Annotated in this window: 16 protein-coding genes; 13 read left to right on the top strand and 3 right to left on the bottom strand. The window is 72.7% G+C overall.

Annotation, left to right across the window (positions count from 1 at the left end; genetic code table 11):
* The first annotated feature begins 65 nt into the window (after positions 1-65).
* Together LPA41_RS11415 and LPA41_RS11410 are read left to right on the top strand one after the other, a co-directional pair.
* The gene (locus LPA41_RS11415) at positions 66-794 is read left to right on the top strand and encodes an HAD-IA family hydrolase (RefSeq protein WP_229070079.1); all 729 of its coding nucleotides are present in this window, start codon (positions 66-68) and stop codon (positions 792-794) included.
* The gene (locus tag LPA41_RS11410; RefSeq protein WP_229070078.1) at positions 791-1777 is read left to right on the top strand and encodes a proline racemase family protein; all 987 of its coding nucleotides are present in this window, start codon (positions 791-793) and stop codon (positions 1775-1777) included. The genes LPA41_RS11415 and LPA41_RS11410 overlap by 4 nt, the downstream gene beginning before the upstream one ends.
* 63 nt (positions 1778-1840) lie before the next feature.
* Here the strand turns inward: LPA41_RS11410 and LPA41_RS11405 are convergent, their stop codons facing one another.
* On the bottom strand, positions 1841-2560 hold the full coding sequence (locus LPA41_RS11405) for a hypothetical protein (protein ID WP_229070077.1): 720 nt from the start codon (positions 2558-2560) through the stop codon (positions 1841-1843).
* 179 nt (positions 2561-2739) lie between these two features.
* On the opposite strand from LPA41_RS11405, the gene LPA41_RS11400 reads away from it, so the two are divergent.
* The 6 genes from LPA41_RS11400 (at position 2740) to LPA41_RS11375 (ending at position 8129) form a co-directional block, all read left to right on the top strand.
* Positions 2740-3126, top strand: coding sequence for a hypothetical protein (locus LPA41_RS11400; protein WP_229070076.1), 387 nt, complete (start codon positions 2740-2742; stop codon positions 3124-3126).
* Positions 3123-3635: a GAF domain-containing protein gene (locus LPA41_RS11395; protein ID WP_229070075.1), complete on the top strand. Its 513-nt coding sequence runs from the start codon at positions 3123-3125 to the stop codon at positions 3633-3635. The genes LPA41_RS11400 and LPA41_RS11395 overlap by 4 nt, the downstream gene beginning before the upstream one ends.
* A 134-nt stretch (positions 3636-3769) precedes the next feature.
* Positions 3770-4219: a DUF4383 domain-containing protein gene (locus LPA41_RS11390; RefSeq protein ID WP_229070074.1), complete on the top strand. Its 450-nt coding sequence runs from the start codon at positions 3770-3772 to the stop codon at positions 4217-4219.
* A gap of 482 nt (positions 4220-4701) precedes the next feature.
* The gene (locus tag LPA41_RS11385) at positions 4702-6162 is read left to right on the top strand and encodes a cryptochrome/photolyase family protein (RefSeq protein ID WP_229070073.1); all 1461 of its coding nucleotides are present in this window, start codon (positions 4702-4704) and stop codon (positions 6160-6162) included.
* A gap of 13 nt (positions 6163-6175) precedes the next feature.
* Positions 6176-7138, top strand: a complete 963-nt coding sequence (locus LPA41_RS11380) for a phosphotransferase (RefSeq protein WP_229070072.1) — start codon at positions 6176-6178, stop codon at positions 7136-7138.
* 214 nt (positions 7139-7352) lie between these two features.
* Positions 7353-8129 (top strand): alpha/beta fold hydrolase, encoded by a 777-nt coding sequence (locus LPA41_RS11375; RefSeq protein ID WP_229070182.1) that lies wholly within the window; start codon positions 7353-7355, stop codon positions 8127-8129.
* 31 nt (positions 8130-8160) lie between these two features.
* Here LPA41_RS11375 and LPA41_RS11370 read toward each other — a convergent pair whose 3' ends face one another.
* Entirely contained in the window at positions 8161-9033 is an 873-nt protein-coding gene (locus tag LPA41_RS11370; RefSeq protein WP_229070071.1) for a sulfotransferase domain-containing protein, read from the bottom strand.
* A 72-nt stretch (positions 9034-9105) separates the two neighbouring features.
* Here LPA41_RS11370 and LPA41_RS11365 point away from each other — a divergent pair, with 72 nt between their 5' ends.
* From LPA41_RS11365 to LPA41_RS11350, 4 genes are all read left to right on the top strand, one after another.
* A complete protein-coding gene (locus tag LPA41_RS11365; RefSeq protein WP_229070070.1) occupies positions 9106-9681 on the top strand; it encodes an AAA family ATPase in 576 nt (191 codons plus the stop codon).
* Between the two features lie 116 nt (positions 9682-9797).
* On the top strand, positions 9798-10208 hold the full coding sequence (locus tag LPA41_RS11360; RefSeq protein ID WP_229070069.1) for a metalloregulator ArsR/SmtB family transcription factor: 411 nt from the start codon (positions 9798-9800) through the stop codon (positions 10206-10208).
* The gene (locus tag LPA41_RS11355; protein WP_229070068.1) at positions 10205-10684 is read left to right on the top strand and encodes an SRPBCC family protein; all 480 of its coding nucleotides are present in this window, start codon (positions 10205-10207) and stop codon (positions 10682-10684) included. Before LPA41_RS11360 ends, LPA41_RS11355 begins: the two co-directional genes overlap by 4 nt.
* A gap of 185 nt (positions 10685-10869) precedes the next feature.
* Entirely contained in the window at positions 10870-11619 is a 750-nt protein-coding gene (locus LPA41_RS11350; protein ID WP_229070067.1) for a polysaccharide deacetylase family protein, read from the top strand.
* A gap of 192 nt (positions 11620-11811) precedes the next feature.
* On the opposite strand, the gene LPA41_RS11345 is transcribed toward LPA41_RS11350, so the two are convergent.
* The gene (locus LPA41_RS11345) at positions 11812-12369 is read right to left on the bottom strand and encodes a dihydrofolate reductase family protein (protein WP_229070066.1); all 558 of its coding nucleotides are present in this window, start codon (positions 12367-12369) and stop codon (positions 11812-11814) included.
* A 20-nt stretch (positions 12370-12389) separates the two neighbouring features.
* Between LPA41_RS11345 and LPA41_RS11340 the strand changes: the two genes are divergently transcribed.
* Positions 12390-12677: a hypothetical protein gene (locus LPA41_RS11340; RefSeq protein WP_229070065.1), complete on the top strand. Its 288-nt coding sequence runs from the start codon at positions 12390-12392 to the stop codon at positions 12675-12677.
* Positions 12678-12685 lie beyond the last annotated feature (8 nt).

Below are 12685 nucleotides of genomic sequence, written 5' to 3'. Positions count from 1 at the left end.
TGAACGGCGGCCGGGTTTGCGCCTACGCTGCGCCCTACGCCCGGACTGTTCAGGAGGAACGCGCGATGGATCTCACCCGGTTCACGGCTCTGAGCTTCGACTGTTACGGCACGCTCATCGACTGGGAGACCGGCATCGCCGCGATCCTTGCGCCGTGGGCCCGGGAACAGGGCCTGGAGATCGGCGCGGAAGAGCTTCTCCGGGCGTACGGGGACCACGAGGCCGCCGTGGAACGGCAGACACCGGCGCCGCTCTACCCGCAGGTGCTCGCCGAGGCCTTCCGCCGGACCGGTGCGCAACTCGGCCGCCCGGTCCCCGACCCGTGGGCGCGCCGCCTCGGTGACTCGGTGCCGGACTGGCCGGCGTTCCCCGACTCCGCCGAGGCCCTCGCGCGGTTGCGCCGGCACTACCAGCTGATCATCCTGTCGAACGTGCACCGCGCGGGTTTCGCCGGCAGCAACCGGCACCTGCGCGGTGACTTCGCCGCGATCATCACGGCCGAGGACGTCGGCGGTTACAAGCCCGGTGACAGGCACTTCCGGGCCCTGGACGAGACGCTGCCGGGGCTCGGCGTGGGGCGCGACCGGCTGCTGCACGTGGCGCAGAGCCTCTTCCACGACCACGTCCCGGCCAAGCGGGAGGGGCTGCCCTCGGTCTGGATCAACCGGCGGCACGACCGGCCGGGCTGGGGCGCGACGCCGGAGCCGGGCGAGAGCTACGCGTACGACCTGGAGTTCCCGTCGATGGCCGCGTTCGCCGACGCCGCCGACCGGGCCTTCGAGCAAAGATCATGACCGATCGGGTACGCGCGATCGACTACCACACCGGCGGCGAGCCGTTCCGGATCGTCCCCGAACCACCCGTCGGTCTCCCGGGCCGCACGGTGGCCGAGCGCTGCGATTTCGCGATCGGCGACCCGGCCGCGGACCGGTTGCGGCGGCTGCTCTGCCACGAGCCGCGCGGCCGCCCCGGCATGTACGGCGGCCTGCTCGTCCCGCCCGACGACGACGGCGCCCGCCTCGGCGTCGTCTTCTTCGGCTCCGGCGGCTTCGCCACCGCGTGCGGCCACGGGACCATCGCTCTCGGCGCGTGGGTGGTGCGCGCCGGCCTGGTGGGTACGCCCGCGGACGGTGTCACGGACGTGCCGATCGACGTGCCGTCCGGCCGGGTCACGGCACGCGTGCACACCACCGGCGGCCGGGTCACCGCGGTCGGCTTCGTCAGCGTCGCGTCGTACGTGGTCGCCGAGGCCGTGGCACTGACCACCAGCCGGGGACCGGTCAGTGCCGCCCTCAGTTACGGCGGCGCCCTCTACGCGCAGGTCGACGCCGGCGCCGTCGGCCTGGAGGTCGCGCCCCGCCACCTGCCGGCACTTGTCGCGCTGGGCCGCGAGGTGCGGACCGCCCTCACCGGGCACCCGGCGGCCCGGCACCCGGGCGGCGACCGGCTCGGCGGCATCCACGGCACGATCTTCCACGAGAACGTGGCCGGGCCCACGCACCAGCGCAACGTCACGATCTTCGCCGACGGGCAGGTGGACCGGTCACCCTGCGGTTCCGGCACCGCCGCCCGGGTCGCCACCCTGGCCGCCATCGGGCGGCTCGCACCGGGCCAGGAGTTCGTGCACGACTCGATGGCGGGTTCCCGGTTCGTCGCCCGCTACGCCGCGCGCCCCGAGGTCATCCCGGTGATCACCGGAATGGCGTACCCGACCGGCGAGCACACCTTCGTGGTGGACCCCGACGACCCGCTGACGCCCGGCTTCCTGCTGCGGTGACCGCGCGCCCCGGTGACCGCGCGCCGCGGTGACCTCCTGCCGCGGTGACCGGTCCGGGAATGGTCAGGCGCCGTCGGTGATGACGGCGGTCGCGGCCGCCAGCAGGGAGATACCCTTCTCGGCGGCACGCAGCCGCAGCTCCGGATAGGGATCACCGGACCCGGAGTGCATGAGGGACAGTGCGAGCTGAATGGTCTCGCGCACCGTGTACGCCTCCGCCAGCCCGAGGATCAACTCCTCACCCCCGGCGTCCCAGCCGGCCGCGTTCCCGTCCTCGCCGGGCAGGGGTCGCTCCGGGTCGTAGGCCGCCGCCACCCCTTCGGCCAGTACCGCCATGGCCGCCGCGTCACGCCCGTAAAGATCGAGGGTGGCGATGGCCTCACCGTTGCCGCAGTAGACCGGCGCCGACACCACGTGCAGTCCCATCCCGGCCGCCGTCGCGCGGAACCCCGGCCAGGCCATGGCGGAACCCGCAGGCTGCCCCGGCGGCGTCGCGTCACGTCCGTCAACCGGCGCGTCGTCAGGCAGCACGTCATCGACCGGGACCTCGTCGACGGCGTGCACGAGCGCACCGCTCGCGGCGACGATGCTGGTGCCGTCGTCGGGCCGCCCGGTGACCGATGCGTAGTCCACCGCGCCGACCCGGTCGGCGGCCGACTCGACAAGTCCGCGCAGCCGGTCCTCCCATTCGGGGACGTCGGCGGGCGTCTCGGCGAGCGCGACGAGCGTTCCGGACAGGGACAGCCGTACGGCAGCCGGGTTCTGCGAAAGCGGCTTGGTCATGAGTCTCTGACCTCCCATGTCGGTCCTGGCGGCAGAACCGTTGGATACCCACTCGCCCGTATGTCACGCCACCTCGGCGGCCCGGCCTCGTCGGGACGACCCGGGAAACGCCTGCCGGAAAGGCTTCAGGAACGCCGCCGGCGCGCCGATCACATGTCCATTCACCGGGAAGGACGCCTATGACGACACTGCCGGGCTGGAACTACGAACAGCCCACCGAAGCGGAGATCCTCGCGGCGCTCACCGCCTACGTCGGCCGCGACACCGCGACGGCGGTGTGGGACGCCCTCTGCCGCCAGCACGGCATCGAACGTCCGGTCGAACGCACCGCGGACCTGCTGCGGGCGTGCGACCACCTGACGTACCTCGGCACCATCGCCCGGGTCACCGGCCGCTCCGGCAAGATCCGCGCCGCGACGTACCAGGCCTTGGACGGCACGCACCAGCCCTTGGACGACGCCTATCAGTCCGTGGACGGCGCTCATCAAGCCTTGGACGGTACTCACCAGGCCCTCGCCGGCTCGCTGGCCGACTCGTCCGCCGGCGCTGCCGGGGGCCCGTCGTGAACGCCACCGACGCGTTCGCGGGAGCGCTTGCCGACCCCCGGCGGATGCGGGTGCTCGGCTCGATCGACTTCGATCATCCGGGTCTCACCGCGACCCTCGACCAGATCACCGCGCGTACCGCTCACCGCACCGGCCTGCCGGTCAGCCTGACCACTCTGGTGTTCGACTCGGCGCAGCTGCTGGCCGGCTCGCACGGGGTCACCGGCTGGCTCGCCGGCGTCGGTGGCACCCCCACGGAGTGGTCGTTCTGTGCCCGGGCCGTCACCAGCGGCGCGCCCTACCTGGTGCCGGACACGACGATCGACCCGGACCAGGCGCACAACCCGCTGGTCACCATGGACGGTTACGCCAGCTACGCCGGTGTGCCGGTCACGGTCGGCGGCGAGCGGATCGGGGCGCACTGCGTCCTCGGCACCCGGCCGCACCACTTCACCGGGACCGATCTGGACGAGCTGCGCTCGGCGGCCGACGAGATCGCCGCCGTCATCGACGCGTACCGCCTGTTCTGAGCGACGCCCCTCGTCCGAGCGACGCCGCTTGTTCTGAGCGACGGCCGCGCCGGGCCTAACCAGGCCCGGCGGGGCCGTTAGTCCGATCCAGCCATGGGAATGTGCCGTTCTCCTGACAGAGAGGACTTTCTGAGATGGCTTCCCGTTCGGCGGTCGGCACTCCGGCAGCCACCCGTTCCCCGATCCGCACCGCTGCCCTGGTGGTCGCGGCCACGTTCCTGCTCGTCGGCGTGCTCGGTTTCATCCCCGGCATCACCACCGACTACGACACCATGTCGTTCGCCGGTCACCACTCGGAGGCGCACCTGTTCGGCATCTTCCAGGTGTCGGTGCTGCACAACATCGTGCACCTGCTCTTCGGGGCCGCCGGCCTGGCGCTGGCCCGGACCGTGTCCGGCGCCCGCGCCTACCTGATCGGCGGCGGTGCCGTCTACCTGGTGCTCTGGCTCTACGGCATGGTGGTCGGGCAGGACTCGAGCGCCAACTTCGTGCCCCTCAACCCGGCCGACGACTGGCTGCACCTCGGCCTGGGCCTCGGCATGATCGCCCTGGGTCTGCTCACCGGCCGCCGCACTGCCCGCTGACCCGCCCCGAACACGCAAGACCAGCCGACGCACTGACCGGCCACGAACACGCAACACCAGCCGACGCCCCGTCCGCTGACCGGTCACGAGCACGTGGCACCGCCCGCCGGTGCCGCGTGCTCGCCGGCCTGCCGGGTCTGTCAAGCGCCGGAGCGCGAGCCCTTTAGACCGTTTTGTCCGAGTAAAGCACGCGCGCTACGACGCGCAGGATGTCGCTGCGGCGGGGTGTTGATCTGCTAGCGATGCGAAATCGCGGTTTCCACCCCTTGATCACAGCGATTTCGTAGCGCCAGCAGATCAACATGTCGCCGGGGAGGGCCCGTCCGGCGATACCGGGCCCGGACGCGGCTGGCGTCGCCGCGCCAGGGGTGGATGGCGGGACGCGATGTGGTTCTCCCCCGGCAGCGGTCGCGGCCCGTTTACGCTGGCCCTGGGCGCGCAGTGCCGCTTGGATCCCGCCGTGGCCGGAGGGGAAGCACGTCATGAAACGCCGCTGGCTCTTCGCCGACCAGCTCGGCCCGCACTTCCTCGACGGCCCCGATCAGCCGGTGCTGCTCGTCGAGTCGAAGGCGGTGTTCCGGCGCCGCGTCTTCCACCGGCAGAAGGCACACCTGGTGCTCTCCGCGCTGCGGCACCGGGCCGCTCAGGGCGGCGACGTGCGGCTGGTGCGGGCGGAGACGTACGCCGAAGCCCTGACCGAGCCGGTGAGCGTCTGCCATCCCACGTCCCGCGCGGCGCGGGCCCTGGTCCGGCGGCTGCCCGATGTCGAGATGCTGCCGCCGCGCGGGTTCGTCACCGCGCCGCAGGACTTCGTGGCCTGGGCGGACGGGCGCGCCCACCTGCGGCTGGAGGATTTCTACCGGTACGCCCGGCGCCGTCACGACGTGCTGATGGACGGCACCGAACCCGCCGGCGGCCGGTGGAACCTGGACACCGACAACCGCGAGCCGCCACCGCGCGGCGCGGACCGCCTCGATGTGCCCGCTCCCCCGGCGATCACCGAGGACGAGATCGACGAGCAGGTCCGCGCCGACCTGGACCGCTGGCAGCGCGACGACGGCATCGAGTTCGTCGGCAACGACGGCCCGCGGCTGTTCCCGGTGACCCGGTCCGAGGCGCTGGACCGGCTGCGGCACTTCGCCCGGCACCGGCTGCCCGCGTTCGGGCCGCACGAGGACGCCATGCTGGCCGGTGACCCGTCGATGGCGCACAGCATGCTGAGCCCGGCGATCAACCTGGGGCTGCTGGACCCGCTCGAGGTGGTGGAGCAGGCCGAGCAGGCGTACCGCGAGGGTTCGGCGCCGCTGGCGAGCGTCGAAGGCCTCATCCGGCAGATTCTGGGCTGGCGCGACTTCGTCTGGCACCTGTACTGGTACTTCGAGCCCGACTACCGGGCCGCCAACGAACTGCACGCCCGCCACGAACTGCCCCGGTGGTTCGCCGACCTGGACGCCGGCGCGGTGCAGGCGCGCTGCCTCTCCGACGTGCTGGCCGGGGTCCGCGACCGTGGCTGGGTGCACCACATCCCCCGGCTGATGGTGCTCGGCAACTACGCGATGCAGCGCGGCTGGCGGCCCGGCGCGGTCGCCGACTGGTTCCACCGGTGCTTCGTCGACGGGTACGAGTGGGTGATGACGGCGAACGTGATCGGGATGAGCCAGTTCGCCGACGGCGGCCGGATGAGCAGCAAGCCGTACGCGGCCGGCGGCGCCTACATCCACCGGATGAGCGACTACTGCGGCGGCTGCCGGTACGACCCGAAGGCGCGGACCGGGGACGACGCCTGCCCGTACACCGCCGGGTACTGGAACTTCCTGGCCCGCCACGAGAACGCGCTGGCCGGCAACCACCGGATGCGCCGGCCGCTGCAGGGCCTGCACCGGCTGGCCGACCTCGACGCCGTGCTCGAACAGGAGAAGGTCCGCGGCTCGCGTGCGCCCTGACACCGTAGGGTCGATGACCGTGCGCACCGACGACTGGACAGATCCCGCGTGGCAGGCCGAGGCCGACGGCTGGGTCACCGACCGGCTGGCCCGGCTCGGCACCCCGGTCACCGGCGAGATCGAACGCTTCCGGGTACGCCCCTGGTCGGTCACCCACCGCGTGCCGACCACCGCCGGCCCGCACTGGTTCAAGGCCAACATCACCGGCTGCCGGTACGAGGCCGCCCTCGCCGAGGCGCTGACCACCATCGCCCCCGGCGCCACGCTGCCGCCGCTCGCGGCCGACCCGGAACGCGGCTGGCTGCTCACCGCCGACGCCGGCCCGACCCTGCGCGAGACGACGATGCTGACGCGGGACCGGACGGCGACGTGGCCGCGCATGCTCCAGGCGTACGCGGCCCTGCAGCGCGCCACCACGCCGCACGTGCCGGAGCTGATCGCGGGCGGCGTACCCGATCAGCGGGTCGCGCACCTCCCCGCCACCCTGGCCGCGCTGCTCGCCGACCCGCAGGTCCGCGCCGGCGTCGACCCGGCCGTCCCGGCGCTCGTCCCCGAGTTCGGCGAGTGGTGCGCCGAACTGGCCGCCGACGGCATCCCGGCGGCCCTGCAGCACGACGACCTGCACGACGACAACGTCTTCGCCGACCTGCGGTTCTTCGACTGGGGGGACGCCAGTGCGGGCCACCCGTTCGGTTCACTGCTCGTCGCCCTGAACGTCGTGCACGACGCGCTGGACCCGGCCGAACGCTCCCGTGAACTCCCCCGGCTGCGCGACGCGTACCTGGAACCGTGGTCCGACCTGGCCGGCGCTGCCACGCTGCGCCGCTCGGTCACCCTGGCCTGCCGGGTCACCCGGGTGTCGCGGGCGGCGGCCTGGCAGCGGGCGCTGCGGGGTGCGGCCGTGCCGGTCGACGAGGCGTTCCGCTCGGCGCCGGCGGCCTGGCTCAACGAACTGCCGTCCCCGGACACGCTCTGATCGGCCGCGATCGCCGTGGCGGCCGGGGCCCGCGCGGTGGCCGAAAATCGCGCGACAGGCCGATCGTGCCCCGCCACAATGGCCTCTCGTGAGTCCCTCAGTTGATCAACATGACACGTTCGGCGTGGCGGCACCGGACCGCCTCGGCACCACCCGGCTCCCCGGCGGGCGCCGGCTGGCCTGGTCCGAGTGGGGCCCCTCGGACGGCCGCCCGATCCTGTTCTGCCCCGGCGCCGCCACCGGCCGCCACCTCGGTTTCGGCACCCACCTCCTCGGCGGCCTCGGCATCCGCCTGATCTCGGCGGACCGGCCCGGCCTCGGCGCCTCCGACCCGGACCCCGGCCGCGACCTGCTCGGTTTCGCCACCGACGTCGCCGAGATGTTCCGGCTGCGCGACATCACCGGCGTACGCGGTGTCGGCTTCTCCCAGGGCGCCCCGTTCCTGCTGGCCTGCGCCGCCACCGGCGTGCTCACCGCGGCCGCCGTGGTCGCCGGCACCGACGAACTGGCGCACCCCTCGTTCGCCGCGGCCCTGCCCGCCGACGTCACCGCGATGGTCGAGGCGGTGCGGACCGACCCGGCCGGGGCGGAGACCTTCTTCGCCGGGTACGGGGATCCGGACGCCTTCTGGCAGCGCATCCTGGACATGTCCGGTGCCGCCGACCGCGCCGTTTACACCGACCCGGTGTTCGAGGCCGCGTACCGCCACGCCATGTCCGACGCCTTGGCGCCGGGCCCCGCCGGTTACGCCCGCGACACCGTGCTGGCCTCCGCCCGCTGGCCGTTCGACCTGGCGCGGGTGCGGGTGCCGGTACACCTCTGGTACGGCGCCGCCGACACCAGCCCGGTGCACTCCCCCGACCTGGGCGCCACCCTGGCGACCCGCCTGCCCGACGCCGAACGCCACCTCCCGCCGGGCGCCGGCGGCGCCCTGCTCTGGACCCACACCACCGACATCCTGCGGACCCTGCTGGCGAGCGCTCAGGGGTGAGACCGGACCTGGCCGGGCGGCTGCGGCGTGCTCAGCGGTGCAGCCAGGCCGGCAGGCCCGGCTCGGCCAGTTCGGTGACCCGCCGCTGGTAGCGGTCGAACTCCGCGGCATCGAGCATCTCGCGGCCGGCGCCGGAGCGTCCCGCGTGGAAGAAGGCCCGGTCGCTCTTGAGCACGCCGTTCCCGCCCGGCACCAGCTCCGGCGCCCGCTGCCGCATCGCGCCGAAGGTGGCGGCCTGGACGAGCGCCGGCCAGCGGTCCTCGGGCACGGTGATGCCGAGCCACGCGGCGAGGTGGCGCATCTGTCCGGCGAGGTCGGTCAGCAGGTCGTCGTAGTGCACCAGCAGCACGTTCGGCGCGGCCCGTCGCCGCCACGCGTCCGACAGGTGCCACAGGACGCCGGGCAGGGAGTCGAGTTCCGTACGCGGATCGTGGTCCCCGTCGATCCACTTCACCAGCCAGGAGTGCGGGGACGGGCGCTCCGGCGCCGGGCCGGTGGCCTGCGGCACGCCGGTGAGCGCGCTCAGCCGGTCACGGTCGATGTTGGCGCCCTGGTGGTAGAGCGAGACGGCCATGTCCAGCGGATGCCGCGCCACCACGATGTAGTGCACCCGGTCGTGGAGCGGCACCCCGTCGAGCGGCGTGTGCGTCTTGATGAAACGCCGGTGCTGTTGCGCGGCGAGCCGGTCGTACACTTCCTGTTCCGGCGTCACCAGCCAATCCAGCCACGGCGACAGCGCGGGCAGCGGCGCCGGCAGCTCCGGGGTCCGGAACACGAGCAGCGCGCAGATCATCTGCATCCAGGTGGTGCCGCTCTTGGACCGGGTGCTGATCACGATGTCGCCCGCCCGGAACGGGAAGCCCCGCCAGCGGGCACTGTCCTCTTCGCTGGAGCGATAACGCATCCGCCCGAGTCTAGGCCGCGCCCCTTCGTACCCAGCGTCGCGGGGCCGTGGCGCGGCGTACACAATGACCCGGTGCCCGCACCCACACTGGTCGTGATCCGCGGCAACTCCGGCAGCGGCAAGTCGACGACGGCCCGGGAGGTGCGCCGCCGGTACGGTCGCGGCGCCGCCCTCGTCGAACAGGACTATCTGCGCCGGGTGCTGCTGCGCGAACACGGCGGCACCGCGCACGAACCGGTGGCGCCGGCCCTGATCGACGCCACCGTGCGCACCACGCTCGGCTTCGGCTACCACGTCATCCTCGAAGGCATCCTGGACTCCGCCGGCCACGGCACGATGCTGCGCCGGCTCGTCGCCGACCATCCCGGCCCCACCGCGGTCTTCTACCTGGAGGTGTCCTTCGCGGAGACGGTGCGCCGCCACCACCGGCGCGCCGAGCCCATCCCGGTCTCCGAGGATCAGATGCGCCAGTGGTACGCGGACCGCGACCTCCTCGGACTTCCCGGCGAACACGTCCTGCCCGAGAGTTCGACCTTCGACGAGTCCGTGGCCGCCGTCCTGCACCTCAGCGGCCTCACCTCAGCGGCGCCCCGGACACCGTGCCCGACGCGCTGCCCACGCTGCGCCGCCAAGTCCCTGCCGGGTTGACCGGCAAACCGGCCGGTCGCCGGTCGTCTTCCCACCTCACTCGCCGACCGGGCGCTTCTGTGCCGACGCCAGCGCATCATTGCCGGAAGCGTAACCAGTGGGTTACGCTTCCGTGCGTGGACGAGGTGGCCGGAGCGATCGCCGACCCGGTGCGGCGGGAGATCCTGCTGATGCTGCGCGACGAGCCGCTCGCGGCCGGGCAGATCGCCGACCGGTTCGCGATCAGCCGCCCCGCGGTGAGCCGTCACCTGCGGGTGCTGCGCGAGGCCGGTCTGGTGCGCGACAGTGTCGACGGCCGGCGCCGGGTCTACACGATCGACACCGCGCCGCTGTCCGAGCTGGCCGGCTGGCTGGAGCTGGTGCGCAGCCCGGACGCCTGGTCGCGCCGCTTCGACGCGCTGGAGACCGAGGTCTACCGCACCCGCCGCGAGCGCCGCGACACCACCCACCGGGAGCACCGCGACACCACCCGGCACGACGTCCCGCCCGGCACATCCGACGCACCGTTCCATGAGGAGTCCGCATGAGCCCCACCCCGACCGGCCGGCTGTTCGGCAACGATCTCGTGCTGACCCGCACGTTCCGCGCACCCATCGACGACGTCTGGGCGAGCATCACCGAATCGGAGCGTACGGCGCGCTGGTTCGGCCCCTGGCAGGGCGACGCGGCGCCGGGCAACACGATCAAGGTGCAGATGGCCCAGGAGGAGGGACGGCCCTGGATGGACGTGACGATCGACGCCTGCGAGCCGCCCGCTCGGCTGGTGCTGTCGGCCGTCGACGACCACGGCAGCTGGAACCTGGAGCTGGCGCTCACGGAGAGCGCCGGCGTGACCGAGCTGCGGTTCACCCATCACCTGACCGGCCAGGAGACTGTCGGCGAGGTCGGTCCCGGCTGGGAGTACTACCTGGACCTGTTGGTCGCCGCCCGCAACGGCGAGCCGGCCGTGTCGTTCGACGACTACTACCCGTCAATGAAGGAGCACTTCGAGTCACAGCGGTGATGCCGGGGCGCACGACCCGTCCGTCGGCGGGCAGGTAGCAGTCGATCGACGGATGGCCCCGGCCCCGGTGTGGCGGCATTCTCGGACCCGAGCGGATGCGGGACATCGACCGTGTCCGCCGTGCGAACGGGGAGGAATGCCATGAGTACCACCGCGCCGAGGATCCGCACCGGGCTGGTTGACGCATGAGGATCGCTGCCGCGCTCACCGCCGGCCTGATGCTCAGCTCACTCGCCCTGACCGCCACCGCCGGCCCGGCCACCGCCGCGCCGATCACGAAGGTGCCGCTCACAGAGACGGCCGTCACGGGGGCGGTCGTCACCGAGGCGGCGCAGGCAGTCGAGGTGACGACGGCCGCCCAGTTCACCGCGGTCGCGGGCAAGCGCAAGACGGTCGCCCTGACCTTCGACGACGGGCCGTCGAAGTACACGCCACAGATCCTGGACATCCTGCGCCGCAACAACGTCAAGGCGACGTTCTGCATGCTCGGCAACAACGTCGGCCCCTACCGCGCCACGGCACGCCGGGTCGTCCGCGAGGGTCACCGGCTGTGCAACCACAGCCGCAACCACCCGGACTTCCGCAAGCTGTCCACAGCAGCCGCCCGGTCCCAGGTCAAGTACACCCAAAGCAAAATCAAGTCGGTGACCGGCCGGAGCCCGAAGGTCTTCCGCTTCCCTTACGGTTCGAGCAACACGCGTACGCGGGCCGTCGTCCGCAACGAGGGCCTGCGCATTCTCGGCTGGACCGTCGACACGCGCGACTGGGAACGCCCCGGCTCCGCCACCATCACCAAGCGCGCGGTGAACAACACCCGGCCCGGTGGCGTGGTCCTGATGCACGACGGCGGCGGCAACCGCAGCCAAACCGTGGCGTCGCTCAACAACACGATCCGCAAACTAAAGGCGAAGGGCTACACCTTCGTCCTGGCCTGAGCCGCAACCCAGGCCGATGAGCAATCCAGGCCGACGACCAGCCCGGGCCGACGACCGGCCCGACCCCTGAGCAGTCCGGGTTGGAGAGCACCACATGGCGGCCGCCGGCAGCACCCGCCGGCGGCCGTCGCCTGCCGGTGGGCTGAGGACCTCGGGGCTGGCGGCAGGTTCGGCAGCCATGACGGCAGTCTGTCACCGGGTTACGACATAACGAGACCTCGTCACCCCCGCCGGCCATGTCTCGCTCTCGCGCAGCCGCAGCGGGACCGGGCGTTCGCCGGGGGCCAGCAGCGGCGTGCCGGCGCCCAGCGCGATCGGGGCCACGAACAGTTCCAGTTCGTCCACCTCACCGGCCGCGAGCAGCGCCCGCATCACACTGACGCTGCCCCAGACGATGGTGCGGCGGTCGCTGCCGCGCTGGGACCGCACGTGCGCGACGGCGTCGGGGACCACGCGCGCGGCTTCGTGCGTACCCCAGGGGGCGGCGCCGAGCGTGCCGGAACAGACCGTCTTCGCCAGGCCGTTGACCTGCCGGGCCATGGGCTGGTCGGTGGCCTCCGGCCAGAACGCCGCGAACTCCTGATAGGTACGGCGGCCCAGCAGCATCTCGTCCACCGACTCCAGCAGCGCCGTGTTGTGCCGCTCGGAGTCGCCGAAGTCGGGCACGGCCGCGAAGACGTCGCCCTCCCCGCCCGGTCCGGCAAGGAACCCGTCGACCGACATCCACTGCTGGACAAGGACGTGACCCATCCGGTTACGCTACCGCCACTATGGTCAACGTACGGTCCGGCGCGGCCCTGGCGGCGATCCCGCACCTGCTGATCCTGCTGGTGGTCGTGACGTCGGCGGTCAACGCACCGGCCGGCGAGCGGGGCTACGTCGCCTATCTGATCCTGCTCGAGCTCCTGATCGTGCCGTTCGGACTGCTGGCGGCCGTGGTGGTGCGCTTCATCCCCCGTTTGCGCGCCTGGTCGGGCGGCATCCTCGCCGGCACGGTCGGCGGCGCGGCCCTGGTGGTGCTCGCGATCTTCCTGGCGGGCGCCTCCGACAACTGGTGACCCGACAC

Origin of the sequence: Actinoplanes sp. DH11, assembly GCF_020873875.1 — a bacterium.
Taxonomy (GTDB): Bacteria; Actinomycetota; Actinomycetes; order Mycobacteriales; family Micromonosporaceae; genus Actinoplanes.
Note: the sequence above shows the minus strand (reverse complement) of the source record. Positions and strands in the feature narration are given on the sequence as shown.